Annotated in this window: 23 protein-coding genes, 1 tRNA gene and 2 pseudogenes; 16 read left to right on the forward strand and 10 right to left on the reverse strand. The window is 71.9% G+C overall.

Annotated elements, in window-relative coordinates:
* Window positions 1-47: 47 nt before the first annotated feature.
* The 3 genes and pseudogenes from Q4V64_RS54980 to Q4V64_RS14870 form a co-directional block, all read left to right on the forward strand.
* A pseudogene (locus Q4V64_RS54980) lies at window positions 48-224 on the forward strand (peptidoglycan-binding protein); the annotation flags it as partial.
* Window positions 225-312: 88 nt separating this feature from the next.
* Complete coding sequence (locus tag Q4V64_RS14865) at window positions 313-624, forward strand: hypothetical protein (protein ID WP_303709987.1); 312 nt, start codon at window positions 313-315, stop codon at window positions 622-624.
* A gap of 428 nt (window positions 625-1,052) precedes the next feature.
* Entirely contained in the window at window positions 1,053-2,447 is a 1,395-nt protein-coding gene (locus Q4V64_RS14870) for a peptidoglycan-binding domain-containing protein (RefSeq protein WP_253267215.1), read from the forward strand.
* Window positions 2,448-2,477: 30 nt separating this feature from the next.
* On the opposite strand, the gene Q4V64_RS14875 is transcribed toward Q4V64_RS14870, so the two are convergent.
* Window positions 2,478-3,137 (reverse strand): HAD family hydrolase, encoded by a 660-nt coding sequence (locus tag Q4V64_RS14875; RefSeq protein WP_124442646.1) that lies wholly within the window; start codon window positions 3,135-3,137, stop codon window positions 2,478-2,480.
* Between the two features lie 223 nt (window positions 3,138-3,360).
* Complete coding sequence (locus tag Q4V64_RS14880; RefSeq protein ID WP_124442645.1) at window positions 3,361-3,942, reverse strand: TMEM165/GDT1 family protein; 582 nt, start codon at window positions 3,940-3,942, stop codon at window positions 3,361-3,363.
* 427 nt (window positions 3,943-4,369) lie between these two features.
* On the opposite strand from Q4V64_RS14880, the gene Q4V64_RS14885 reads away from it, so the two are divergent.
* The 5 genes from Q4V64_RS14885 (at window position 4,370) to Q4V64_RS14905 (ending at window position 10,498) form a co-directional block, all read left to right on the forward strand.
* Window positions 4,370-5,014 carry an HNH endonuclease family protein gene (locus tag Q4V64_RS14885; protein WP_124442644.1) on the forward strand — a complete coding sequence of 215 codons (645 nt, stop codon included), beginning with the start codon at window positions 4,370-4,372 and terminating at the stop codon, window positions 5,012-5,014.
* Between the two features lie 247 nt (window positions 5,015-5,261).
* Window positions 5,262-7,007, forward strand: coding sequence for an alkaline phosphatase D family protein (locus Q4V64_RS14890; protein ID WP_124442643.1), 1,746 nt, complete (start codon window positions 5,262-5,264; stop codon window positions 7,005-7,007).
* 214 nt (window positions 7,008-7,221) lie between these two features.
* Window positions 7,222-9,111 (forward strand): FAD/NAD(P)-binding protein, encoded by a 1,890-nt coding sequence (locus Q4V64_RS14895; protein WP_124442720.1) that lies wholly within the window; start codon window positions 7,222-7,224, stop codon window positions 9,109-9,111.
* 90 nt (window positions 9,112-9,201) lie between these two features.
* The gene (locus tag Q4V64_RS14900; RefSeq protein WP_124442642.1) at window positions 9,202-9,654 is read left to right on the forward strand and encodes a DoxX family protein; all 453 of its coding nucleotides are present in this window, start codon (window positions 9,202-9,204) and stop codon (window positions 9,652-9,654) included.
* A 235-nt stretch (window positions 9,655-9,889) separates the two neighbouring features.
* Complete coding sequence (locus Q4V64_RS14905) at window positions 9,890-10,498, forward strand: VTT domain-containing protein (RefSeq protein ID WP_124442641.1); 609 nt, start codon at window positions 9,890-9,892, stop codon at window positions 10,496-10,498.
* A 293-nt stretch (window positions 10,499-10,791) separates the two neighbouring features.
* On the opposite strand, the gene Q4V64_RS14910 is transcribed toward Q4V64_RS14905, so the two are convergent.
* Window positions 10,792-11,022 carry a DUF2277 domain-containing protein gene (locus tag Q4V64_RS14910; protein WP_124442640.1) on the reverse strand — a complete coding sequence of 77 codons (231 nt, stop codon included), beginning with the start codon at window positions 11,020-11,022 and terminating at the stop codon, window positions 10,792-10,794.
* A gap of 139 nt (window positions 11,023-11,161) precedes the next feature.
* On the opposite strand from Q4V64_RS14910, the gene Q4V64_RS14915 reads away from it, so the two are divergent.
* From Q4V64_RS14915 to Q4V64_RS14925, 3 genes are all read left to right on the forward strand, one after another.
* On the forward strand, window positions 11,162-11,968 hold the full coding sequence (locus Q4V64_RS14915) for an MBL fold metallo-hydrolase (RefSeq protein WP_124442639.1): 807 nt from the start codon (window positions 11,162-11,164) through the stop codon (window positions 11,966-11,968).
* 83 nt (window positions 11,969-12,051) lie between these two features.
* Window positions 12,052-12,963, forward strand: a complete 912-nt coding sequence (locus tag Q4V64_RS14920; RefSeq protein ID WP_124442638.1) for a 2-dehydropantoate 2-reductase — start codon at window positions 12,052-12,054, stop codon at window positions 12,961-12,963.
* Between the two features lie 229 nt (window positions 12,964-13,192).
* The gene (locus tag Q4V64_RS14925) at window positions 13,193-14,188 is read left to right on the forward strand and encodes an alpha/beta hydrolase (protein WP_124442637.1); all 996 of its coding nucleotides are present in this window, start codon (window positions 13,193-13,195) and stop codon (window positions 14,186-14,188) included.
* 12 nt (window positions 14,189-14,200) lie between these two features.
* On the opposite strand, the gene Q4V64_RS14930 is transcribed toward Q4V64_RS14925, so the two are convergent.
* The 4 genes from Q4V64_RS14930 to Q4V64_RS14945 form a co-directional block, all read right to left on the reverse strand.
* Window positions 14,201-14,572 carry a hypothetical protein gene (locus Q4V64_RS14930; protein WP_124442636.1) on the reverse strand — a complete coding sequence of 124 codons (372 nt, stop codon included), beginning with the start codon at window positions 14,570-14,572 and terminating at the stop codon, window positions 14,201-14,203.
* A gap of 103 nt (window positions 14,573-14,675) precedes the next feature.
* Window positions 14,676-15,866, reverse strand: a complete 1,191-nt coding sequence (locus Q4V64_RS14935) for a multidrug effflux MFS transporter (RefSeq protein WP_253267205.1) — start codon at window positions 15,864-15,866, stop codon at window positions 14,676-14,678.
* A gap of 50 nt (window positions 15,867-15,916) precedes the next feature.
* The gene (locus Q4V64_RS14940) at window positions 15,917-16,429 is read right to left on the reverse strand and encodes a MarR family transcriptional regulator (RefSeq protein WP_124442635.1); all 513 of its coding nucleotides are present in this window, start codon (window positions 16,427-16,429) and stop codon (window positions 15,917-15,919) included.
* A gap of 100 nt (window positions 16,430-16,529) precedes the next feature.
* Window positions 16,530-17,012 carry a hypothetical protein gene (locus tag Q4V64_RS14945; protein ID WP_124442634.1) on the reverse strand — a complete coding sequence of 161 codons (483 nt, stop codon included), beginning with the start codon at window positions 17,010-17,012 and terminating at the stop codon, window positions 16,530-16,532.
* 192 nt (window positions 17,013-17,204) lie between these two features.
* On the opposite strand from Q4V64_RS14945, the gene Q4V64_RS14950 reads away from it, so the two are divergent.
* Window positions 17,205-17,339: a hypothetical protein gene (locus tag Q4V64_RS14950; protein WP_303709995.1), complete on the forward strand. Its 135-nt coding sequence runs from the start codon at window positions 17,205-17,207 to the stop codon at window positions 17,337-17,339.
* 1 nt (window position 17,340) lies between these two features.
* Here the strand turns inward: Q4V64_RS14950 and Q4V64_RS14955 are convergent, their stop codons facing one another.
* On the reverse strand, window positions 17,341-18,138 hold the full coding sequence (locus tag Q4V64_RS14955; protein ID WP_124442633.1) for an alpha/beta hydrolase: 798 nt from the start codon (window positions 18,136-18,138) through the stop codon (window positions 17,341-17,343).
* Window positions 18,139-18,558: 420 nt separating this feature from the next.
* Here Q4V64_RS14955 and Q4V64_RS14960 point away from each other — a divergent pair, with 420 nt between their 5' ends.
* A complete protein-coding gene (locus tag Q4V64_RS14960; protein WP_124442632.1) occupies window positions 18,559-18,927 on the forward strand; it encodes a hypothetical protein in 369 nt (122 codons plus the stop codon).
* Here the strand turns inward: Q4V64_RS14960 and Q4V64_RS14965 are convergent.
* Window positions 18,924-20,199: pseudogene (locus Q4V64_RS14965) on the reverse strand (transposase). The gene Q4V64_RS14960 and the pseudogene Q4V64_RS14965 overlap by 4 nt on opposite strands.
* Before the next feature lie 297 nt (window positions 20,200-20,496).
* A tRNA-Val gene (locus tag Q4V64_RS14970) sits at window positions 20,497-20,568 on the reverse strand.
* Window positions 20,569-20,796: 228 nt separating this feature from the next.
* Here Q4V64_RS14970 and Q4V64_RS14975 point away from each other — a divergent pair.
* From Q4V64_RS14975 to Q4V64_RS14985, 3 genes are all read left to right on the forward strand, one after another.
* Window positions 20,797-21,579 carry a DUF4097 family beta strand repeat-containing protein gene (locus Q4V64_RS14975; RefSeq protein ID WP_124442631.1) on the forward strand — a complete coding sequence of 261 codons (783 nt, stop codon included), beginning with the start codon at window positions 20,797-20,799 and terminating at the stop codon, window positions 21,577-21,579.
* Window positions 21,580-21,654: 75 nt separating this feature from the next.
* A complete protein-coding gene (locus Q4V64_RS14980) occupies window positions 21,655-23,037 on the forward strand; it encodes a hypothetical protein (protein ID WP_124442630.1) in 1,383 nt (460 codons plus the stop codon).
* 118 nt (window positions 23,038-23,155) lie between these two features.
* Entirely contained in the window at window positions 23,156-23,383 is a 228-nt protein-coding gene (locus Q4V64_RS14985; protein WP_124442629.1) for a zinc ribbon domain-containing protein, read from the forward strand.
* The last annotated feature ends 6 nt before the right edge of the window (window positions 23,384-23,389 follow it).

Consider the following 23,389-nt stretch of genomic DNA (forward strand, 5'->3'; position numbering starts at 1 on the left):
ATCTCTGGAGGTCGCGGGGGGATGTTCGCGAGGGGAGGGACGAACGCGTGAACGAGCCGAAGGGTCATCTGTGCCCGGAGTGCGCAGCGCCGAGGGGAGCCGACAACACCCCGTCGTGCGCCTGCGGCCGCCGAGCGTCCGACGCCCTGCGCGACGCGCGCACGGCGGAGGCGGCCGCGGCGGAGGACTTCGATCCGCTGCGGATACGGCCGTATGTCGAGCTGGCGGCGCCGGTTGAGGGGGAGGAACGAGGGGTCGAGGGCCGCGGGAGCGAGGGGCACTCGGCTGGGCCGGGGGCCGGGGGGCGTGCGGGTGAGCCGGCGGTTGACGGGCGTGCGGGTGAGCCGGCGGTTGACGGGCGTGCGGGTGACCGCGCGGCTGAGGGACGTGCGGCCGAGCCTGCGGCCGGCGGGCGATCGGCTGACGGACGCGCGGCTGACCCGGCGGCCGGCGAGCGACCGCCTGACCGAACGGTTAACGGGCACGCGGCTCACCCGACGACTGACGGACGCACGGCAGAACCGGCGGCTGAGGGACGTGCGACAGAACCGGCGGCTGAGGGACGTGCGACAGAACCGGCGGCTGAAGGACGTGCGACAGACCGCGCGGCTGGGCGACACGTGACCGAGCCGGCGGCTGACGGACGCGCGGCAGAACCGGTGGCTGACGGACGCGCGGCTGGCCCGGCCGTCGGCGGGCGACCGGCTGGGCGACACCTGACCGACCCGGCGGCTGGCGGGCGCGCGGCTGGCCCGGCGGTCGGCGGGCGACCGGCTGACCGAGCAATTAACGGGCACGCGGCTCACCCGACGACCGGCGGACGCACGCCAGAACCGGCGGCTGAAGGACCTGCGACAGACCGCGCGACTGGGCGGCACATGGCCGACCCGGCGGCTGGCGGACGCGCGGCTGACCCGGCGGCCGGCGGGCGATCGGCTGACCGAGCAGAGAACGGGCACGCGGCTCACCCGACGGCCGACGGACGCACGGCAGAACCGGAGGCCGGGCGTGGAGGGGGCGATCCGGCGCCGAGGGGCAACGGAAGCGGCCACGTGCCCGCAGGCAGCCGGCCCGGCCGGACGGCCGAGAGCCACCGGCCCGACCGGGTGCCCGAGGTCGGCGAGGCCCATCAGGGTCCGGGCGTGACCGGGGCGCCCGGTAGGACCGGGGTGCCCAGGATCGACGTGCCGGACGTGCCGGACGTGCCGGACGTGCCGGACGTGCCGGACGTGCCGCCGGCCGAGGCCACCATGCCGCTGCGCGTCGTCGATCCCGACGCACCGCGTATGCCATCGCCCTCCGCACTGCGGACCACCGCCCACACGACGCCGCCTGCCACACCGCCCACCGCATCGCCTGATGTGGACGCCACCGTCGTGCTCCCCCGCGTAGAGGACGACGACGCGCGTCCCGCCGTGGACGCCACCTCCACGCTTCCGGTGACGAACGGGGTCTTCCCGCGCCGCGCCAACGACCCCACCACCGCGCACCCCACCGTGGACACCACCGCCCCGCTTCCCACCCCAGACACGCGCCCCACACACCCCAACACGAGCGGCACACACCCCACCACCGACTCCACCACCGCGCTTCCGGTGACAAACGGACTCCCCCCGCGCCCCGGCACCAACGCCACCACCGCGCACCCCGCCGTAGACGCCACCACCGACCTCCCCGCCACCGACGCGACCTCCGTGCTCCCGACCCCGTTGGCACCCCTGGCGGTAAGGCCCAACGTCACCGACCTGCGGCTGTTCGAGGCGGGCGCCGGCAGCGGCCCCGCCGTCTCGGGACCCACGGGGAACGACTGGAACGACGAGCGGCCTCGGCGTCGGCGCCGTACCGCGATCGGCGTCGGGGGAGCCGTCGTCGCGGTGGTGGCGGCCGCCGGGCTGGCGAGCGGGCTGTTCGCCTACGAGACCCCGTCACGGGAGGGCGCACCCCCGAAGGACGTACGGGCGGCCGTCCCGGCGCCCTCGACCAGCGCGGCGTCCGTTTCCCCGTCCGAGGAGACACCGTCCACGCAGCCGACGTCCGCCTCACCGTCCCCGTCCGCCAGCACGAGCCCATCGCCCTCCGCGTCACCGTCGGCGTCCGCGACCAGCGCCTCGCCGACCCCGACCCGGTCGGCCGAGCCGACGCAGACCCCGACGAGCTCCGCAGGCGGCGGCTCCGAGGCAGGCGGCGGTTCCGCGGAGGGCGCCGAGGACAGCCGCCAGGGCAGTCCTGTCCTGCGCCGCGGCGACCAGGGACCCGAAGTCACCGAACTCCAGCAGCGCCTGCGCCAGCTGTACCTCTACAACGGCGAGATCGACGGCGACTTCAGCACCCAGGTCGAGGACGCGTTGCGCAACTTCCAGTGGTCGCGTGGCGTCGGCACCGACAACCTCGGGGTGTACGACCACCCGACACGGACCAGGCTCGAGTCGGAGACGAAGGCGCCATAGCAGCAGCCAGCCGTAGAAAACCCGGCGGTCCTAGCCCACGTACAGCCGAATCGTCCCGTCCCCCAACGCCTCCACCCGCACCTGCCGCAGATCCTCCACCAGCAGGTCCGGCCGGTGGAACCCGGCCCTCGGCCCGACCCCCACCACCCGCATCCCCGCGGCGCGCCCCGCCTGGATACCGGCGCCCGAGTCCTCGAAGACCACGCAGTCGGCGGGCGCGACGCCCAGCTCGGCGGCGCCCTTGAGGAAGCCCTCGGGGTCGGGCTTGCTCGCGCCGACCGACTCGGCGGTGACGCGGACGTCGGGCAGGTCAAGGCCCGCGGCGGCCATCCGCGCCGTGGACAGCGCGACGTCGGCGGAGGTGACGAGCGCGTGCGGCAGCCCGCGCAGGGAGGCGAGGAACTCCGGGGCGCCGGGCACCGCGACCACGCCCTCCATGTCGGCCGTCTCCTCGGCCAGCATGCGCGCGTTGTCGGCGTGGTTCTGCTCCATGGGCCGGCCGGGCAGCAGCAGCGCCATCGAGGCGTACCCCTGCCGGCCGTGGATGACCTTCATGACCTCGCCGCTGTCCAGCCCGTGCTGCTCGGACCAGCGCCGCCAGATCCGTTCGACCACGGCATCGGAATTGACGAGGGTGCCGTCCATGTCCAGCAGGAGGGCGCGGGCGGTGAGCACGGCGGTGGCCGTCATCGGCAGCTCCAAGGCGCGAGAAGAACGCGAGAACAACGCGAGAACAAGGGGTACAGGTGGCCCTCGAAGGAACAAGGTGGTCCCGCCCGCCGGTCAGGGAAAACGGGCGGGAGCCACTTTGTTCCCTCACGGTACAAAACCGAGCCGCATTACGCCACCGTCTCCCGGAACAGTTCACACACAGTTCAGCTCGCCCGACGGCCTCAGCCCCTGACGGCCGGCCTCAGCCACTGACCGCCTCCCACAGGCTCCACACCCCGAGCCCCAGCATCAACAGCGCCGCGACCTGGGTGACGAGCCGCAACGGCACCTTCTTCATCAGCGCCTTGCCACCGACGATGCCGAGCCCGGCCACCGCCCACAGCGCCAGCACCGCACCGAGGCCGACGGAGAGCGGATCGTCGTAACGGGCCGCGAGGTTCGCCGTCATGATCTGCGTGAGGTCGCCGAACTCCGCGACCAGGATGAGCATGAACCCGGTCCCGGCGACCTTCCAGAAGGACTGGTCCTCCGGCTTGCGGACCTCCTCTTCGCTCTCGTCCTTCTTCATCAGCAGCACCGTGGCGCCACCCAGGAAGAGCACGCCGGTCAGCGCGCTCACGATCTGCTGCGGCAGCAACGTCAGCACACTGCCGGCCGCCACGGCGAGGGCGACGTGCAGTGCGAAGGCGGCGGCGACGCCGGCGAAGACGTACGAGGCACGGTAGCGAGTGCCGAGGACGAGCCCGGCGAGCGCGGTCTTGTCCGGCAGCTCGGCGAGGAAGACGACGCCGAAGACGAGCGCCGTCACGCTGAAGCTGATCAAGGGTTCCTCAATCGGTAAGGGGCTGCCCCACCGAGAGTCTGCACAAAGTCGCTACGACTGCTTTCGCGACACCTCGGCACGACAGCACACACGGCACCCGTGCCGTACGGCACGGGCGTGCACTGCTTGCCGAAGGTCTCGCTGGCCGATCCGTAAAAGGATCCGCCTCCGGGCGCCGGCTCAGGCGAGCTGAGCAGTATGTCGACGGTCCGGCGAAGAGCTACTCCCCTTCTGCGCCGTCCATGGTACGCGACGCCCCGCGCCGGCCCCCATGCCGGACCCCGCTCCGGATCCCATGTCGCCCGAACCCTTGTCGTGTCATGCGCACGTCATTAACTTCTCACCGTACGCACACCTCCCCGCAACACGGCGCGGCGAGCATTCCCTCGCTCGCACCGCAACGCCCCCACACCCCAAGGGAGTTCGCATGCCGAAGTTCTACGCGCGTCGACGGTTCAGCATACTCGCGGCGCTCACCGGAGTCATGGCCTCGATCGCGGTTTTCAACGGCCCGACCGCCTCCGCCGCCCTCCCGACCCCGGTCAGCGCCGCCACCGCCCGCACCTACCTCGCCTCGCTCACCGTCGCGACCGAGGACCGCACCGGCTACAACCGTGACCTCTTCCCGCACTGGATCACCCAGTCCGGCTCCTGCAACACCCGCGAGGTCGTCCTCAAGCGCGACGGCACGAACGTCGTCCAGGACTCCTCCTGCGCCGCCACCAGCGGCAGCTGGTACTCCGTCTACGACGGCGCGACCTGGACCGCCGCCTCCGACGTCGACATCGACCACCTCGTCCCGCTCGCCGAGGCCTGGGACTCCGGCGCCGACAGCTGGACCACCTCCCGCCGCCAGTCCTTCGCCAACGACCTGACCCGCCCGCAGCTCATCGCCGTCACGGACAACGTCAACCAGGCCAAGGGCGACCAGGACCCGGCCACCTGGATGCCCTCGCGCACCACCTACCGCTGCACCTACGTACGCGCCTGGGTCCAGGTGAAGTACTACTACGACCTCTCGGTCGACTCGGCCGAGAAGAGCGCGCTCACGAACTACCTCGCGAGCTGCTGACCCAAGACGACACAGGCGACACAAGATCCGCACACGGGGATCCCCAAACCGTGATCCTCGGAACCTCCCCGCTCACCTCCGACGTTCCGTACCGTACGGGGCGACGGAGGAGGGCGAGCCGAAGGGGCGCGCCGGTGTCGAGACGGCGAACGCGCGGAGGCCCGAAGGGCTGAGCACGATCGCCGTCTCGACACCGGCTGAGGCGCCCCGGAGGCGAACCCGACCAGAGAAAAGGGCGGGCGATCACGTGGCGGAACTGCGCCTGGGACCACTGCTGAGATACGCGGACGGCTCGTCCGCGACCGTCTGGGTCGAGACGAGCCGTCCGTGCGCCGCCGAGGTGCGCTGCGCGGACGGCGCCGGCGGTGAGAGCGGCACCTTCCAGGTCGAGGGCCATCACTACGCCCTCGTCCCGGTGACCGGCCTCACCCCGGGCACGACACAGCCGTACGAGGTCTTCCTCGACGGCACGCGCGTGTGGCCGCTGCCCGACTCGCCGTTCCCCGACTCCGTCATCCGCACCCCGGCCGACGGCGACCCCGTCCGCGTCGCCTTCGGCTCCTGCCGCTGGGCCGCCCCGCCGGCCGACGGGAAGGACACGGTCGGCCCCGACGCCCTGGACACCCTCGCGGCGAGGATCGCCGACGACCCCGGCGGTGAACGCCCGGACGTCCTGCTGCTGTTGGGCGACCAGGTGTACGCCGACGAGACCTCCGACGACACCCGCCGCTGGCTGGCCGCCCGCCGCGATCTGAGCGACCCGCCGGGCAGCGAGGTGGCGGACTACGAGGAGTACACCCGCCTCTATTACGAGTCCTGGCTCGACCCCGAGGTCCGCTGGCTGCTGTCCACCGTGCCCAGCTGCATGATCTTCGACGATCACGACGTCATAGACGACTGGAACACCTCCGCCGCCTGGCTCGCCGACATGCGGGCCACCGACTGGTGGCAGGAGCGGCTGCTGAGCGGCCTGATGTCGTACTGGGTGCACCAGCACCTGGGCAACCTCTCGCCGGACGAACTGGCCGCCGACCCGCTCTACGCGGCCGTGCGCGAGACCCCCGACGGCACGGACCTACTACGTACCTTCGCCGCCGAGGCCGACGCCGACCCGGCCTCGGTGCGCTGGAGTTACCGGCGCGACTTCGGCCGCGTCCGCCTGCTGATGGTGGACACCCGGGCGGCCCGCGTACTGGACGAGGAGAGCCGCTCGATGCTCAACCCGGGCGAGGCGCGGTGGCTGCGCGAGCAGGCGCTGGACCAGCCCGGCTCCTACGACCACCTCCTCATCGGCACCTCCCTGCCCTGGCTGCTGCCGCACCTGGTGCACGACGCCGAGGCGTGGAACGCGGCGCTGTGCCGGGGCGAGAAGGGCGCCCGCTGGGCCCGCTTCGGGGAGGACCTGCGGCGGCGGGCCGACCTGGAGCACTGGGCGGCCTTCCCGGCGTCCTTCGATGCCCTGGCGGCGCTGCTCGCCGAGGCCGGCACGGGACCGGACGCGCCGTCGACGGTGCTCGTGCTGTCCGGGGACGTGCACCACGCGTATGTGGCCGAGCCGAAGTGGCCTGCCGGTCCGCGGTCCGGTTCGCGGTCCGGTTCGCATTCGGCTTCCGGTTCGCCTTCCGGTTCGCGGTCCGGTTCGCATTCGGCTTCCGGTTCGCCTTCCGGTTCGCTTTCCGGTCCGCCTGACGCCCGCGTCCTCCAGCTGACCTGCTCCCCCGTCCACAACTCCATCCCCCTGTCGATCCGGCTCGGCTTCCGCTTCGGGTGGAGCGCGGTGGCCCGCGCCCTCGGCCGGCGCTTCGCCGGGCACGGCGGCTGCCCGAAGCCGCCGATCGACTGGCGCCGGACGGGCGGCCCCTGGTTCGGCAACCAGCTCATGACACTGACACTGCGGGGGCGTTCGGCCCGGCTGCGGCTGGATCAGGCGCGCGAGGTACGGGACGGGAAGCCGCGGCTGGTGACGGTCACGGAGTCCGATCTCGTCCCGTAATCCGCCTGTTGCGTCCGTTTGTTGCACCCGTGACACGAGATGCTCGTGACGCGCCCCACAGTCCTGGTCCCCCGGTCTCGGCTCCCCCCACTCCCGACGGCATGATGAGGCGGACCGTCCGCTTCCCGTGGGCGGTGTGCCGCCCCCTCGGCCACGAGCCGGCTCCGCCACGCGCCCCCCACGCCCGGGAGTAACACCCTTGCCCGCACCGACCATGGACCACGTGCCCGTCTCCGTCGCCCTGGTCGGCGCCGGTCCCCGAGGCACCAGCGTTCTGGAGCGTCTCTGCGCCTCCGCGCCGGAACTCCTCCCGCCCGGCGCACGACTGACGGTCCACGTCGTCGACCCGGCACCGCCCGGCCCCGGCCGCGTCTGGCGCACCGCGCAGTCGCCCGAGCTGCTGATGAACACCGTGTCCTCGCAGGTGACCCTGTTCACCGACGACAGCGTGGACTGCTCGGGGCCGATCCGGCCGGGCCCGAGCCTGTACGAGTGGGCGGCAGGCGCGCTGGACCCGGACGCGTACCCGACGCGCGCGCACTACGGCCGGTACCTGGAGTGGGTGTTCGCGCGGACGGTGCGCGAGGCGCCGCCCGCCGTGCACGTCGAGACGCACGCGGCACGGGCGGTACGGCTCGACGACGGCCCCGACGGCCGCCAGTCACTCACCCTCGACGACGGCCGCACCCTGCCCGGCCTGTCCGCCGTCGTCCTCGCCCAGGGCCATCTGCCGGTGGTCGCGGACACGACCGGGCGACGGCTCGCCGCGTACGCCGAACGCCACGGCCTGAGCTACACACCGCCCGCCAACCCGGCCGACGTCGACCTGTCCGCCGTACCACCGGGCGAATCGGTCCTGCTGCGCGGCCTGGGCCTCAACTTCTTCGACCACACGGCCCTGCTGACCACCGGCCGCGGCGGCCGTTTCATACCCGACGGCCAGGGGCTGCGCTACCTGCCCTCCGGCCGCGAGCCGCGCCTGTACGCCGGTTCGCGGCGCGGCATCCCGTACCAGGCACGCGGCGACAACGCGAAGGGCCCCTACGGCCGTCACCTCCCGCTCGTCCTCACCGACGAGGTGATCGCCCGCTTCCGCAAGCGCGCCGACTCCGGCGAGGCCCCGGACTTCCTCGCGGAGATATGGCCGTTGGTGGCGAAGGAGGTGGAGACGGTCTACTACGAGGCGATGGTCGGAGCCACGGAGTTCGCGGCTCCCGACTTCAGGGACCGGTTCCTGGCCACCGCGCACGGCAGCGCTCAAGAGGCCGCCGTACTGGACGAGTTCGGCGTGCCGCCGGCCGACCGCTGGTCGTGGGACCGGATGTGCCGCCCGTACGCGGGGCAGGACTTCGCCGGCCCGGACGCGTGGCGGGACTGGCTGCTGGCGCATCTGCGCGAGGACGCCGCCCAGGCCGCCCTCGGCAATGTCGCCGGCCCCCTGAAGGCGGCCCTGGACGTGCTGCGGGACCTGCGCAACGAGTTGCGGCAGATCGTCGACCACGGCGGGCTGGCGGGCGCCTCCCGCCGGGACCATCTGGACCGCTGGTACACCCCGCTCAACGCCTTCCTGTCCATCGGCCCGCCCCGGCGGCGCGTCGAGGAGCTGGTCGCGCTGGTGGAGGCGGGTGTGGTGGAGGTGCTCGGGCCCGGGCTGGAGGTCCGCGAGGAGGACGGGGCGTGGGTGGCGCACTCCCCCGACGTGCCGAGTTCCGCCGTACGCGTCACGACGCTCATCGAGGCGCGGCTTCCGGAACCGGAACTGCGGCGGACGGCCGACGATCTGCTCGCCCGGCTCCTGAAGACCGGCCAGTGCCGACCGCACGTCGTGGACGGGTACGAAACGGGCGGACTGGACGTGACGGAGCGGCCGTACCGCCTGATGGACCGTCAAGGCCGCGCGCACCCAAGGCGGTTCGCCTTCGGGGTGCCCACGGAAGGCGTGCACTGGGTGACGGCGGCGGGGGCCAGGCCTGGCGTGGATTCGGTCACGCTTTCGGATGCGGACGCGGTGGCGAGAGCTGCTCTACGCGCGGCGGCGGCTGAAACGCAAGGGCAAGAAGAGGCAAACCAATGTCCAAATGTTGAACTTGAAAGCGTCAGTTAGGGACTCCTAACGTGGGTGACTCGCTCGGTTCCGTCCCCAGACCGGTCCACCACCTCACGGACCGGCTCAACCGAAGGAGTACCCCCCACCATGACCGCACGTCTCAACAGCGCCCAGCCCTACGCGCTCGGCCTGTTCCGGATCGTGGTCGGCCTGCTCTTCCTCTGCCACGGAGCCGCCAAGCTCTTCGGAGTCCTCGGAGGCGCCGACGGCAGCGGCGGCACGGTCGACAGCGGCACCTGGCCCAGCTGGTACGCGGGCGTCATCGAGCTGGTCGGCGGCTCGTTAGTGCTGCTGGGTCTGGGCACGCGGGTCGCGGCGTTAATCTGCTCGGGTTCGATGGCGTACGCGTACTTCAAGATGCACCAGCCCAACGCGCTGTGGCCCATGGAGAACAGCGGCGAGGCCGCGGCGATGTTCTGCTGGGCCTTCCTGCTGCTGGTCTTCACCGGCTCCGGCGCCCTGGGCCTGGACCGGCTGCTCGCCAAGCGCTCCACGGCGACGGAGAAGCCGGCGGCGGACCACAGGCCGGTGGCCGCCTGATCCTCTCGCATGACCGCTTCGGCGCGGTCATCGGCCTGGCCATCGGCCTGCCGGGCCGGGTGAACATGCCGTGCCGAACACACGAGCCCCCCGTGAACCTCCTGTCACACCCCCGGCGTACGCTGTATGGCTGTTATGGGCCGCCCCTGCCGCTCTCCCGCGACACCGCGGCACGGCCTGGGTCTGTGCCACGGGGGATCACGGGGAGCTTGCGGTGCTTGAAAGTCTGGCAAATATGGAGAGTGTGGGGCTGCTGACCGGCAGCCCCTGGATCTACGCGGCGGTGGCCCTCTCGGTCCTCCTCGACGTTTTCGTGCCGGTCCTGCCCAGCGGCGTCCTGGTCATCACGGCCGCGACGGCCGCCGCCGCGGGTTCCGGCGCGGCGACGGGCGGTGTCCCGCACGAGGTGCCCGACATCCTGGCCCTCATCCTCTGCGCCACCACCGCGTCCGTGCTGGGCGACCTGGTGGCGTACCGCCTGGCCTGGCGCGGCGGGGACCGCCTGGACCGCGCGATCGCCCGTTCCCGCCGGCTGACCACCGCGCAGGAACGTCTCGGCACAGCCCTCGCCCGCGGCGGCGGCGCGCTGGTCGTCCTCGCCCGCTTCGCCCCGGCCGGCCGCTCGGTCGTCTCCCTCGGCGCCGGCGCCGCCCACCGCCGAGCCCGCGACTTCCTCCCCTGGTCCGCCCTGGCAGGCCTCTCCTGGGCCGCCTACAGCGTCGCCCTCGGCTACTTCGGCGCCCAATGGCTGGGCACGACGTGGCTGGCGACGGGGGTGTCGGTACTGGCGCTGTTCGGAGCGGGGGCAGGGGCGGCGTATGTAATGCGCCGCCAGCCCGCCTAACCCTGCGGGCAGCCACTCCGAGTTAGCCGCAGGCAGCCTTCCGCGTTGGCCGCGGGCAGCCACTGCCCGTCAGCTGCGGGCATTCGTGCCGCCTAGGGCGGCACGGGTGGGCGCAGGCGGCACCCCGTCAGCGCCGGGTTGCGCGACCCGCCCCCGCCCAGCACCCACGCCTGGGGGCTGGGAAGGAGGCGCCCCTGCGATCCGGCCCAGCCGACGCCGTCATCCCGCGCCGGGTTGCGCGACCCGCCCCCGCCCAGCACCCACGCCGGGCCACCGCGAAACCCCGGCCCGCGCTACCCAGCCTTACGCGCAGCCACCCCCCGCACCTCCAGCCCGGCCAACAACTCAGCCGTAGCCTCCGCGATCACATCCACGGCCCGATCGAACACCTCCTGGTTGTGCGCGGCCGGCGCCCGAAACCCGGACACCTTCCGCACGTACTGCAGGGCAGCGGCCCGAATCTCTTCCTCCGTCGCCTCTTCGGGCAACACAGGCGGACGAAGCGTCTTGATACTGCGGCACATACGACCAGTCTCGCCCCCAACGGCGAAGACCGCCGGGGAATACCCCCAACCATCCGCACAATTGTTCCGACAATGACCACGACCACCGCCAAGACCACCGCCAAGACCACCACGACCAACACGACCACCGGGACCCCCCATGACCACCGCACCCCTGGAGATCACGTACATAGGCGGCCCCACCGCCCTCCTCACCCTCCCCGACCTCCGCCTCCTCACCGACCCCACCTTCGACGCCCCCGGCGACTACCCCATCGGCTCCCGCAAGCTGACAAAGACCACCGGCCCAACACTCCCCCGCCCCGGCCCTGACCCCAGCCCCAGCCCCACCCACGACCTCGGCCCGGTCGACGCCGTCCTCCTCTCCCACGACCACCACCCGGACAACCTCGACACCAGCGGCCGTACCTACGTCACCCAGGCCCCCCTCACCCTCTCCACCGCCTCCGCCCACGACCGCATGGGCGCCCCCGTCCGCCCCCTCCCCACCTGGACCCACATCGACCTCCCCCGCCCCACCGGCGGAGCCCTCCGCGTCACCGCCGTCCCCGCCCTGCACGGCCCCAAGGGCTCCGAACCCCTCGTCGGCGAGGTCACCGGCTTCGTCCTGTCCGGCGAGAACCTGCCCAAGATCTACGTCAGCGGCGACAACGCCTCCCTGGACCTGGTCCGCGAAATCGCCGACCGCGAGGGCCCGTTCGACGTGGCGCTCCTCTTCGCGGGAGCGGCCCGCACCCCTCTCGTCCCGGACGCCCCGCTCACCCTCACCAGCGCGCAGGCGGCCGAGGCCGCGACGATCCTGGGCGCCCGGCACGTCGTACCGCTGCACTTCGAGCACTGGGCCCACTTCACCGAGGACGGCACCACCCTGACGAGGGCCTTCGCCGACGCGGGCCTCTCCGAGCGCCTGCACCTGCTCGCTCCCGGGGCTTCCGTGACCCTGTGACCTTGTAACCGTGTGACCCCTGCGATGATCTTCCCCGAGGCGGCCACCGTCCTGGGGCCGACCGACGAGAGGAACCCCGCATCATGGCGTACGACGCGCACGACGAACTCACCGTGGCCGTCCTCGGCCCCGGCGGCACCGGCGGCCTGCTCGCCGCACTGCTGTCCCGGGCCGGGCACCGGGTGATCTGCCTGGCCGGCGAGAAGACGGCCCAGACCCTGCGCACGGACGGAATCCGGGTCCACAGCGGGCAGTTCGGCGACTTCACGGCCCGTGTCGAGGCGGACACCACGCTGCGCGAGCCGGTGGACGCCTGCCTGGTCGCGGTCAAGCACACCTCCCTCGACGCCGCGCTCGACCGACTCCCGCCCGAGCCCCTCGGCGACGGCCTGGTCGTACCGCTCCTCAACGGCGTCGAACACCCGGCGACCCTGCGCGCCTGCTACCGCCCGGACCGCGTCGCCCCCGCCGTCATCCGCGTCGAGTCGACGCGTGTCGCACCGGGGGTGATCGAGCACGGCAGCCCCTTCACCGAGGTCGACCTGACCGGTGACGAGGTACCCAAGGAGCGCCTCGACGCCCTGGCGCAGGCGCTCACGGCCGCCGGTCCGACCACCCGCGTGCTGGCCGACGAGTCGGCGGCGCTGTGGGCGAAGATGTCGTTCCTGGCACCGTTCGCGCTGCTCACGACCCGTCACGGTCTCCCGCTGGGCGAGGTACGCACGCACCACCGCGAGGAGTTGACGGCCCTGGTGGAGGAGACGGCGGCGGTGAGCGCCGCGTGCGGCGGCCCGGCGGACCCGGCCCAGGCCCTGGCCCGCTACGACGCCTTCCCCCCGCAGATGAAGTCGTCGATGCAGCGCGACGCGGAAGCCGGCCGCCCGCTCGAACTCGACGCGATCGGCGGCGCGTTGCTGCGCGCGGCGGAGCGGCACGGGGTGGATGTGCCCGTAACGGAGCGTGTCGTAAGGGAGTTGAGGGGCGCCGGTCACTGACCGGTCGCTGGTCGGTGGGCGAGGGCGCTGACGGCCTCGGAACAGTCTGACCATGCCCGGCTTCACGCGGGAGCGGTTTGCCGAACCGGCAACAACGCTCGCCCCCGTCGCGCCCCTGCCCGCAGGATCGCCGTACGAGCCGCAGCACCGGCGCCCGCGCGCGTAGCGGTGCCCTCGACGCCCGTACGACGCCCGCAGGAAGCTCGCAAGACGCCCGCACGGAGGACGCATGCCGCACCCCGCCCAGCTCACCGATGTCACCCACCACCTGCTCCCCGGCCCGGCTGGCCGTATCCACGCCGTGGAGCAGGGAAGCGGGCCGCTGGTCCTGCTGCTGCACGGATTCCCGGAGTCCTGGTACTCCTGGCGTCACCAGCTCCCCGTCCTGGCCGCCGCCGGCCACCGCGCGGTCGCCGTCGACGTGCGCGGCTACGGGCGCTCCTCGAAGCCGGACGCGGTGGACGCGTACCGGATGCTCGACCTGGTGGCGGACAACGTCGCCGTGGTCGAGGCCCTGGGCGAGACTTCCGCGGTGGTCGTCGGACACGACTGGGGCGCGACCGTCGCCGCGCACTCCGCGCTGCTCCGGCCCGACGTCTTCCGCGCGGTCGGCCTGCTGAGCGTCCCCTACACCCCACCCGGCGGCCCTCGGCCCACCGAGGTCTTCGCCCAACTGGGCGGCGGTCAGGAGGAGTTCTACGTCTCCTACTTCCAGGAGCCCGGCCGGGCCGAGCGCGAGATCGAACCCGACGTACGCGGCTGGCTCGCCGGTTTCTACGCCGCCCTGTCCGCCGACACCCTGCCCGCGCCCGGCGCCCCCGACCCCCACTTCGTGAGCCCCGGCGCCACCCTGCGCGACCGCTTCCCGACCGGCCGCCGCCCCTCCTGGCTCGGCGAGGACGATCTCGACGTCTACGCCGGGGAGTTCGAGCGCACGGGCCTCACCGGCGCCCTGAACCGCTATCGCGCCATGGACCGCGACTGGAAGGACCTCGCCGGTTTCGCCGGAGCCCCCGTCACCCAGCCGTCCCTGTTCCTGGGCGGAGCCCTGGACGCCTCGACGACCTGGCTGTCGGACGCGATCGCCGCCTTTCCCACGACCCTGCCCGCACTGCACGCCTCGCACATCCTCGAAGGCTGCGGCCACTGGATCCAGCAGGAACGCCCCGAGGAGGTCAACCGCCACCTGCTCGACTGGCTGGCCTCCCTGCCGACCCGGCCTTGAGGGCGCGAACTCTCAGTACTTGGTGGGGAACAGGGCGAGCCTGGCCTTACTTCCGGAGACCGACTTCACCCAGATCTTCAGGTTGTTGAACTTGACGGTACCGCCCGGACTGGTGCTGCCGCTCAGGTACCCGCCGCCCGTGGTGGTGGCCGACATCTTCACCGATCGGGAGCTGATGTGCGTGATCTTCAGCTTCCCGAACCCGAACTTCTTGCTGTTGACCTTGATGGTCTTGGGCGCCGACACGGTGCCCTCGCACCGCCCGTCGTAGCAGGGTCCCGGGGCGGCATACGCCGCCGGCGTCATCAGGCCGAACCCCAGCGTGCCCGCCATGGTCAGCGTCACGGCGGTCGTCGCGGCTCGCCTGCGCATACCCGTACTCATCAGTTGGACCTCCTGTGTGGGGGGATTCCGGCCCGGCATTGGTAACCCGCCGGTCCCGGGACCCCTCCCGGGGAGGCGTGCGCACCCGTTGTGGCTGAGCGCGCTAAGTCCGTTCGGTCCTGCTCTGCCGTCGGCAGACGGCCGCTCCCACGGTCGCCAGCGCCAGGAAAGCGCCCATCACCAGCGCCATGGGAGCGGCGCTGCCGGTGCCGGACAGGCCGACGAGCGGGGAGGCGGCGGCGCCGAAAGCGAACTGTGCCGCGCCCAGCAACGCGGACGTGGCTCCCGGGGCATCCCGCCCGCGGCTCTGCCCCACCGTGGTCAGGGACGGAAAGAGGAACCCGAAAGACGAGACCGACACCAGCAGGCACGCCCACGTGGTCCACAGACCGCTGCCCACCGTCGAGGCGAGGGTCAGTAGGACCAGCTGGCCTGCCAGGCCCGTCGCCGCGCCGACGACCATCAGCGTCTCCGGGCGGCGCCGACGGGCCAGTCGCCCGTAGAGCAGCGAACCGCCCAGATTACCGAGCGCGTTCACCCCGTACACGACGCTGCTCATCGTGGGCGACAGGTGCAGCAGGTCGTGCAGGACGAACGTCGCCCCGGCGATGTAGGCGAAGGTCGCGGCGCCGGTGCAGCCCATCGTCAGCACCGGCACGAGCACGCCGGGCCGCGCCGCCATCCTCCCGGTGGCCCGCAGCGCCCCGCCGACGCCGCCTCCTGTGCGCCGCTCGGCCGTGAGCGACTCCGGCACACCCCGCGCGATTCCCACGGCCAGGACGGCTCCGGCGAGCGCCAGCGCTACGAACACGAACCTCCACGGCGCCACGGCCAGCAGGCCCCCGCCCAACACCGGCGCCAGCACCGGGCCCAGAGCCCCGATACCCGACAGGGCCGCGTACACCCGGGACAGTTCGGGCCCATGGAAGAGGTCGACGACCACGGCCCGTCCGACCACGATGCCCGCCGCCCCGGCGAAGCCCTGCCCGAAGCGCAGGACCGTCATCGCCTCGATCGTCGGCGCGAGAGCACATCCCAGACCGAACAGGGCGAACGCGGACGTGCCCACCAGGAGAACGGGCCGCCGGCCGACCATGTCGCTCATGGGCCCCAGGACGAGCTGCCCGGCGATGACGCCCAGCAGAAACGCGGTGAGGGACAGTTGCGTCCCAGCACTCGTGGTCCCCAACGAACTTGCCATGTCCGGCAGTCCGGGCACATACATGTCCGTGGCCAACGGACTGGCCGCCCCCAGACCGGCCAGAACCGCCAGGAGCAGCCCGTGGGACGCCACGGAGCGATCCTCACCGAGGTGTTGCCGCGTCTGCCGCACCCGGCGCGTGGTCACAAGGGCCCCGCCGTTCCGCGCTGCACCGCCGCCCCGCCGTCGGCCCGTTCCCGGTCCGCCGACTCGGCGTCCACGCCGGCCAGTTGCTGCATGAGCTGACCGGCCAGCCGCAGCAACCCACGCTCGGCAGGCGACAGGTGCTGTGCCAGCGCCGCCGCCAACCAGGCATTGCCGTCCCGCACATGGTCACGCAACGCCTGCTCGCCCGCAGCGGTCAGCGCGATGTCCTGGCGGCGCTTGTCGGCGCTGCTCCGGCTCCGCGTCACCCTGCCCTGATGCTCCAGGTCCTGCAACACCCGGGTCAGCGACTGAGCCTGCACCCCCTCGATCGCGGCCAGCTCACTGACCGCCAAAGGACCGCTGTGCTTGAGATGCGACAGCAGCGAGGCGGACAGACGGGTCAGCGGCTGAGCGCTTCCCGGCTGCTCCGCCCGCAGCCGGGAGGCCAGTCGCGAAATGCCCCACCGGAGTTGCTCGGCGGTGTACAGATCCTCGTCACTCACACCCATGAGACCAAGCTAAAGCTTGGGTGTTTGCTGTGGAAAGCCAGCAGGCCCCGAAAATTGCCACGGTCTTACTTACTTTTACGACCCGTGTTCGGTGGCCTGATCAGCCTCGCAGCATGCGGCGCCAAGGGCCGAGTGCGGTGGGCGCGGGTCCCGAGTGTCCGGTCGCGCCATCGACGATGAGGGAGATGCCGACGCCCAGCATCCAGATGTCCTTGGCCAGCGCGATTCCCTGCTCAGTCGGGCGCAGACTGCCTTCCTGACGCATGCCCGGCGTATGCAGGTAAAGCCCGAGAGTGCCGCAAGAGAATGCGGTGAGCGCAGCCCCAGCGACAGTGGCAGGGATGACCGGCAGGAGCAGCGCGGTGGCAACGGCGATCTCCCCGGTGGAGAGCAGCCGGGTGAATTTCTGGGCGTCGAGCTTGCCGAGGAAGGGGTAGGTGGCGCTGGCGAACTGCTGGAGTCGCTGAGCGGCGGCTTCGTCCGCGTCGCGTTTCGACAGTCCGGAGTTGAGGAAGAACGCACCGACAGTGAGCCTGAGTGGCAGTTGCCGTGCTGCGGAACGCCATGCCGAACCGGATGCCACACCGAGCCTCCTAACTCTCACCCCCGCCTTCCACCATGCCACCGGTCCGAACCGTGTCAAACGGGGAGTAGTCGCTGCCCGTGGCACGCATCCCGGCGGGTGACGGCACCGCAACCGCGCCTTCTGCACCTCCTGGACCGCCCTGGCTCAGATCCTGCCTCCGGCGCGTGAGAGGGCAAGGCGCTCGTACCGGTGGTCCAGCACCTGGTCCGCCTCCGCCGCAAGGGCGGGCTCGGCAAGGACCCCCTGCGCGCGGAGACCCGAGCCGCGCAGTTGACGGCGATCGCCCCGGACTGGAACCGCCCCACCGCCGCCCCCGGCCGGTGACCTACCGGGCGTGCGAGACGGCCCAGTCGAGGGCGTAGTCCGCGACCTCCTCCCAGCCGGGTGCTGCGGGCAGCAGGTGCGGACGCCCCGGGAACACCTTGTGCTCGGTGACCGTGTCCGATTTGTAGTGCCGGGCGTTGGACTGCTGCACCTTCGGTGGCATCAGATGGTCATTCTCGCCGGAGACGAACAGCAGCGGTGCGCGGTCGTCATTGTGGTAGTCGACGTACGTGCTCTGGCGGCCGGGGCGCAGGGTGGCCAGGGCGCTGTCCCAGAAGATGCCGCCGGAGGCCGGGACGGCATAGCGCTCGTACAGCACCCGGGACTCCTCCTCGGAGAGCGTGTTGGTGAAGGCGTAGTGCCACTGCTCGGCGTTCAGGCCGACCGCCCGGTGCCGGTTGGCCGGGTTCTTCAACACCGGGAAGGCCGACTTGATCTGGGTCAGCGGCACCACGGCGACCCCTTCGGTGGGCGCGGAGTTGATCGCCACCCCGGCCGCGCCCAGACCGTGGTCGAGCAGGAGCTGCAGGAAGACGCCGCCGGCGGAGTGGCCGATCAGGATCGGCGGCTTGTCCAGGCCGCGGACCAGGGTCTCCAGGCTCTCGACGATCTGCGCGACGGTGACCTGCTCGACGGGCGTCGGGTCGGCGTTGAGCGACTCGACCTCCACCTCGAAGCCCGGGTAAGCGGGCGCGAGAACGCGGTAGCCGCGCTTTTCGTAGTGGGGGATCCAGTGCTCCCAGCTCCGGGGTGTGACCCAGAAGCCGTGGATCAGGACGATGGTGTCCGGAGTGCTCATGACTGCTCCTTCCAGGAGCTCCGTCGGATCAGCGGGTGGCGCGGTACGCGGCCTCGATCTGGCGGACCACGGCGCCCGGGCGGGGCATCACCACGACGTGCGAGGCGCCCTTGACCGCGACGGTCGCGCTGCGGGACCGGCGGGATGACGTTGTCGGCGGTGGCGGGATACGAGCACTGCCGACCGAAGAGCCGGGCTACGTAGGTCGGGAACCAGCGAAGGCATCGCGTTACTGGAGAGCCGCGATCCCGATGGTCTCCCTCATTGTCTCGTGGTCGGCGGTGATCCGCACGGCCCGGCTCGGTCGGTAGCCATGAGCGCTCACTGACCAACTGAAGCGCTCAATGTGCGCCACACCCGTTCGCATGAACCACCGGAAGAAACTCGCCACCCAAAATCGAACAGGCGTACCATTGCGCCGTGGCTACGACCTATGACTTTCCAAGTGACCTCCTCGCCGGTCAGGAGGAGCTGCATCAGGTCCGGGCCGAGCTGTCGGCCCTGCTCAAGCGGCTCCCCTGGTCGGTCGAGCCGCTGGACGGTTTCAGTGACACGGGCGGCTGGCGCAAGGTGGAGCGCCCCGCCTCCCCCGGCTGGACGGCCGACGAACAGGCCGAGGTGGAGAAGCTGCGGCAGCGCGAACACGAACTCGCGGTCTTCGTCAGCGGCCACCGCTTCTGGACGGAGGTCGCGACGGCGGAGCGCGTGCACACCCGCATGCGGCTGAAGCACGCGCACGAGGCTCCGGAGAAGCCGGAGGAAGAGGGGGCGTCAACTACCCGTCACTAAAGTGACGGGCTTGCACAACGGGCATCACTGGGTGTGGTGCTGCGTTTGCGTCCAGCCCCACCCCGGCGCGTGCGCTCCGGTGGTGGGACGGGGGCCGTTGACTGGGCCCCGCGTCGCCACAACTCCCAGGCACGGGCCTGGATGTTGCGGGAGCCGTTCCGGTCCGCGTGATCAACGAATCCGCAGTTCCGGCACGCGAACCAGGCCTGCGAGACCCGGTTCGCCTTGTCGATGTGCCCGCACTCGGCGCAGGTGCGGGAGGTGTACGCCGGATCGACGTACACCACCGGCACACCGGCCTTACGGGCCTTGTACGCGATGAACGCCCCCAGCTGAGCGAACGACCAGCTGGAGTGGGCGGCCCTCCCCCACTGCCTTAAGGGCGTGGGAGGTACCCCCAGGCTTGCGAAGCCGTACCCGCTCGCGGATGCCCGTCAGATCCTCCAGGGCAATACCGCGACCGGTGCGTTCTGCCTCGGCCACCACACGTTTCGCGATCTTGTGGTTGATGTCCTTGGCCCGTCGCGCCTCCTTGCGCCTGCGCTTCTTCAGACGCCGCTTGGCGGACGGGGTGTTCTTCTTCTGCAGCTTGCCGCGCAGCTGCCGTTCACGGACCCGGCCGCGGTTGAGCTCGCGCCCGGCCATGATCTCCCCGTCGGACGTGGTGGCGATGTTCACGACGCCCAGGTCGATACCGAGGAAGTCCACCGGATCGGTGTCCAGCGGCGCCTCGGGCACCTCACAGGTGGCATTGAGAAACCACATGCCGTCCCGGCACACCAGATCGGACTCACCCTTCCGGTACAGAGCCAGGGTGGCCAGATACTCCGGGGACGCGGTGAACGCCACGTCCTTCATCCGCCCGGCCGTCGTCCAGATCGAGACCCGCCGCTCGGCGATCTGCCAGGACAGCATCCGGTCGTCATACGGCTGCGCCCCCACCGGCCGGAAAACGACCGGCTTCTCCGTAGCCCTGCGGTACCGCTTCGAGCCGGGTTTCCCAAGGTTGCCGGCCTTCAGGTTCGCCTTCAGCGTCGCGTACGCGTCACACGTCCTCTTGATCACATGCTGGGCCGCCTGCGCACCCAGCCCCCACCGCGCCTTCGCCTCGGCGTAGGCGAGCCTGCGCAGCGCGAAGTTGCTCTTCACATCCTCCTCGAAGGCGACCTGACCGGCCCAGGTCGCAGCCTCATTGCAGGCGCGCAGCGTCGCCTCAAGTGCCGCCGCCTGTACGGGCGTCGGCAAAAGCTTCACCTGCACGACCAGCTTCATGATCCCGACCGTACACGCCAGTGCGAGACACCCCCACACGTTCGTAGCCGTTCATCCCATCGAGCGAATCCGGTCACATTTCGGGATACTCCCGCGACCCTCAACCCGGAACCGAAGACTCGGCACCCGGCCGCTCCTCGGCCAGTCAACCGCAGTGATACCGCGGCGCTCCGCGCCGCGGCCGCCAGGATGCGATTCCTTAGGAATCCTCCCAGGGCTGAAGCCCCGGGGTTCCTCGCAAGAATCCGCTGAAACGAGAAGACCCCGGCCGCGATCGGCCGAGGTCTTCTCCTGGTGTGGGCGCGGACGGTTTCGAACCGCCGACATCCTGCTTGTAAGGCAGGCGCTCTACCCCTGAGCTACGCACCCGAGACGAGTCGACAGCCTACCTTGCCCGGGGCAGTGCCCCGCAAACCCGTATCGCGGCCCGTAATCGCGGCCCGTATCGCGGGCCGAGTGCGGGGGGTTATCCCCACCTCGGATCCGGGAGTGCTCCGGATCCCCCGGCCGGGCCGGGATCCGTACGGTCGAAGCAGCGTCGAGGGGCGCAGTGGCGGGCCGCAGCGGCTTCGCCGTCCATCCCAGGGGGAGATCGTCATGGCCCGTACCGTTCCCGTCCGCGCCGTCGCCGCCGCGGGTGTCGTCGCGGTCCTCGTCGCGGGTGCCACCGCCTGCGGTGCCTCTGCTGGGGCCTCCGCCGGGGACGACACAGACCCCGAGCAGCGGTCCTTCGCCCTCCAGGGCCGCACGCTGACCGTCGACTCCGACGACTCCGCGCTGGAGATCGTCGCCGCGGACGCGCACAAGGCGGGCGCGGTCCAGGTCACCCGGTGGTTCCAGGGGTCGGTCGCCGTCGGCAAGGACCCGAAGGTGACCTGGTCCATGAAGGACGACCGGCTCGTCCTGCGGATGACGTGCTCCGGCGTGGTCGCCGACTGCGCGGCCAAGCACCGGATCGAGGTGCCGCGCGGAGTCGCCGTGAAGGTCGAGGACGGCGACGGCAGCGTGCGCGCGCGGGGCTTCGAGTCGCCGCTGAGCATCCGTACGGGCGACGGCTCCGTCCGCGTCACCGACACCACCGGCCCGCTGGAGCTGCGTACCGGCGACGGGTCCGTGCGCGCCGACGTCTCCTCGCGCCGGGTCCGCACCCACACCGGGGACGGGTCGGTGCACCTCGAACTCGGCGCCGTACCGGACCTGGTGGAGTCCCGCACCGGCGACGGCTCGGTGACCATCGAGCTGCCCCGGGCCACCTACCGCGTGACGACCAAGACAGGCGACGGCGCGCAGGACGTGTCCGTGCCCCGGGACGACTCCAGCTCCCACGTGGTGTCCGCCCGGACCGGCGACGGCAAAGTCACGGTCCGAACAGCGAACTGACCGGCCCGTGTGTTCGTCCTTAACCGGTGGGAGAATGACAACCGGGCAAGACGAACCACAGCACGGGAGAGGGATGTGACGGCGACACCATCGCAGCCGTACTCGCCGTTGGTGCCGCGCGCACCCCGTTCCGTGCGCCCCGCTCTCCGCGACACCCTCACCCTGATCGGACTGCCGCTCGTCGTCGCGCTCGCGCTGCCCGCCGCCTTCGCCGGCGGCGGCACCCGGCGCTGGTTCGGCGGGCGCGCGGAGAGCCAGCGGGCCGAGGCACAGGCCGCGAAGGACGCCGCCGCGGCCGCCTTCTACGAGCTCGACACCGCCCAGCGGGATCTGCGGATCTCCATAGAGACCATCACGGCCGTCGACGACTCCCCCGCCGCCCGGCGCGCGGTCGCCGACTTCCAGGCGCTGGGGCAGCGGATCGACGAGGCCAGTCACCGCTACATCCAGGCCGTCGACGCGCACGACCTCGACCGGGACGACCTGGAGGCCTCGGCCGCCGCGCAGGCGCGCACCGCCCTCACCGGGGCCAAGGACGAGCTGGGGCGGGTCAAGCAGGACCTGGACCGGTTCACGGCCGGGCTCGGGCCGCTGCTGGGCAAGGCCGAGACCCAGCTGGCCCGGCTCGCCCCCGCGGTCGAACGGGCCCGGCAGGGTCTGCTCGCCGCGTCGAACGCCCTCGATGCCGTACGAGGCTCGGGGCTGAAGGCGGACGACCTCGCCGCCCGTCTCGCCGCCCTGGCGCCCGAACTGACCAAGCTGAACCAGGGCGCCGGAGCGCACGGCGTGCCCCAGACGCTGGAGCGTGCCGAGCGGGTCGCACGGGAGGCCGAGGCGGTCCGCGTGGAGGCCGAACGGCTGCCGGAGCGGGCCGCCGAGATCGACCACCGGCTCGTCTCCCTGCGCACCCGCGCCCAGGCGCTCACCACCCGCGCCGGCCAGGTGGAGCCGGTGCTGAGCGAGCTGCGGCGACGGTTCACGGTGGCCTGCTGGCAGGACCTCCAGCATGTGCCGGAGCAGGCCGCGGAGAACGTCGCGCAGGCCGAGGTGAAACTGCGCGAGGCACAGGCGGCACGCGACGAGCAGCGCTGGCCGGACGCGACCGCCCTGCTGTCGACGGTACGGGCGCTGCTGAACACGACCGACGAGTCCGTCTCCGCCGCCGGTGACCGGCTGCGCCGGCTCAACGCCGTGCAGAAGGACCCCCAGCAGGAGGTCGACCGCACCCGCTTCGCCATCCGGGACGCCCAGCGACTGGCCATGGCCGGCCGCAACACCCCTGACCCCCGCCACGCCCGCCCGCTGGACGACGCGGTCGCCCGCCTCGACCGCGCGATCGCCACGCTGGAAGGCCGCCACCCCGACTACTGGCACTTCCTGACGGAGACGGAAGCGGTACGGCAGACGGTGGCCCGGGTCGTCACCCAGATCCGCGAGGAGCGCGGCGCCGGACACTGACCGACACCGACACCGACACCGACACCGACACCCGCACCGGCACCGGCACCGGCACCGGCACACGTCCTACGGCGCCGCCGGCCTACGACGGACCGCGCACGCCGGTTAACCTGTGCGCATGCCTCGCTACGAGTACCGCTGCCGGACCTGCGGCGACACCTTCGAACTGAGCCGTCCGATGGCGCAGTCCTCCGCTCCCGCCGCCTGCCCCTCGGGCCACGACGACACGGTGAAGCTCCTGTCGACGGTGGCCGTCGGCGGCTCGGCCTCCGCGTCCGCCCCGGCACCGGCGCCCCGGGCGGGTGGCGGCGGGGGCGGCTGCTGTGGCGGGGGTTGCTGCGGCTGACGGCCG

This window comes from Streptomyces sp. NL15-2K (assembly GCF_030551255.1).
In the GTDB taxonomy this organism is placed as follows: Bacteria; Actinomycetota; Actinomycetes; order Streptomycetales; family Streptomycetaceae; genus Streptomyces.

What these genes read in the sequence shown, in the direction of transcription:
- Q4V64_RS14985 (WP_124442629.1), top strand. Translation starts at nt 23,156, where the DNA reads ATGCCTCGCTACGAGTACCGCTGCCGGACCTGCGGCGACACCTTCGAA.
- Q4V64_RS14875 (WP_124442646.1), bottom strand. Translation starts at nt 3,137, where the DNA reads ATGACGGCCACCGCCGTGCTCACCGCCCGCGCCCTCCTGCTGGACATG.
- Q4V64_RS14910 (WP_124442640.1), bottom strand. Translation starts at nt 11,022, where the DNA reads ATGTGCCGCAGTATCAAGACGCTTCGTCCGCCTGTGTTGCCCGAAGAG.
- Q4V64_RS14955 (WP_124442633.1), bottom strand. Translation starts at nt 18,138, where the DNA reads ATGAGCACTCCGGACACCATCGTCCTGATCCACGGCTTCTGGGTCACA.
- Q4V64_RS14930 (WP_124442636.1), bottom strand. Translation starts at nt 14,572, where the DNA reads ATGAGTACGGGTATGCGCAGGCGAGCCGCGACGACCGCCGTGACGCTG.
- Q4V64_RS14925 (WP_124442637.1), top strand. Translation starts at nt 13,193, where the DNA reads ATGCCGCACCCCGCCCAGCTCACCGATGTCACCCACCACCTGCTCCCC.
- Q4V64_RS14905 (WP_124442641.1), top strand. Translation starts at nt 9,890, where the DNA reads ATGGAGAGTGTGGGGCTGCTGACCGGCAGCCCCTGGATCTACGCGGCG.
- Q4V64_RS14920 (WP_124442638.1), top strand. Translation starts at nt 12,052, where the DNA reads ATGGCGTACGACGCGCACGACGAACTCACCGTGGCCGTCCTCGGCCCC.
- Q4V64_RS14895 (WP_124442720.1), top strand. Translation starts at nt 7,222, where the DNA reads ATGGACCACGTGCCCGTCTCCGTCGCCCTGGTCGGCGCCGGTCCCCGA.
- Q4V64_RS14975 (WP_124442631.1), top strand. Translation starts at nt 20,797, where the DNA reads ATGGCCCGTACCGTTCCCGTCCGCGCCGTCGCCGCCGCGGGTGTCGTC.
- Q4V64_RS14900 (WP_124442642.1), top strand. Translation starts at nt 9,202, where the DNA reads ATGACCGCACGTCTCAACAGCGCCCAGCCCTACGCGCTCGGCCTGTTC.
- Q4V64_RS14885 (WP_124442644.1), top strand. Translation starts at nt 4,370, where the DNA reads ATGCCGAAGTTCTACGCGCGTCGACGGTTCAGCATACTCGCGGCGCTC.
- Q4V64_RS14940 (WP_124442635.1), bottom strand. Translation starts at nt 16,429, where the DNA reads ATGGGTGTGAGTGACGAGGATCTGTACACCGCCGAGCAACTCCGGTGG.
- Q4V64_RS14915 (WP_124442639.1), top strand. Translation starts at nt 11,162, where the DNA reads ATGACCACCGCACCCCTGGAGATCACGTACATAGGCGGCCCCACCGCC.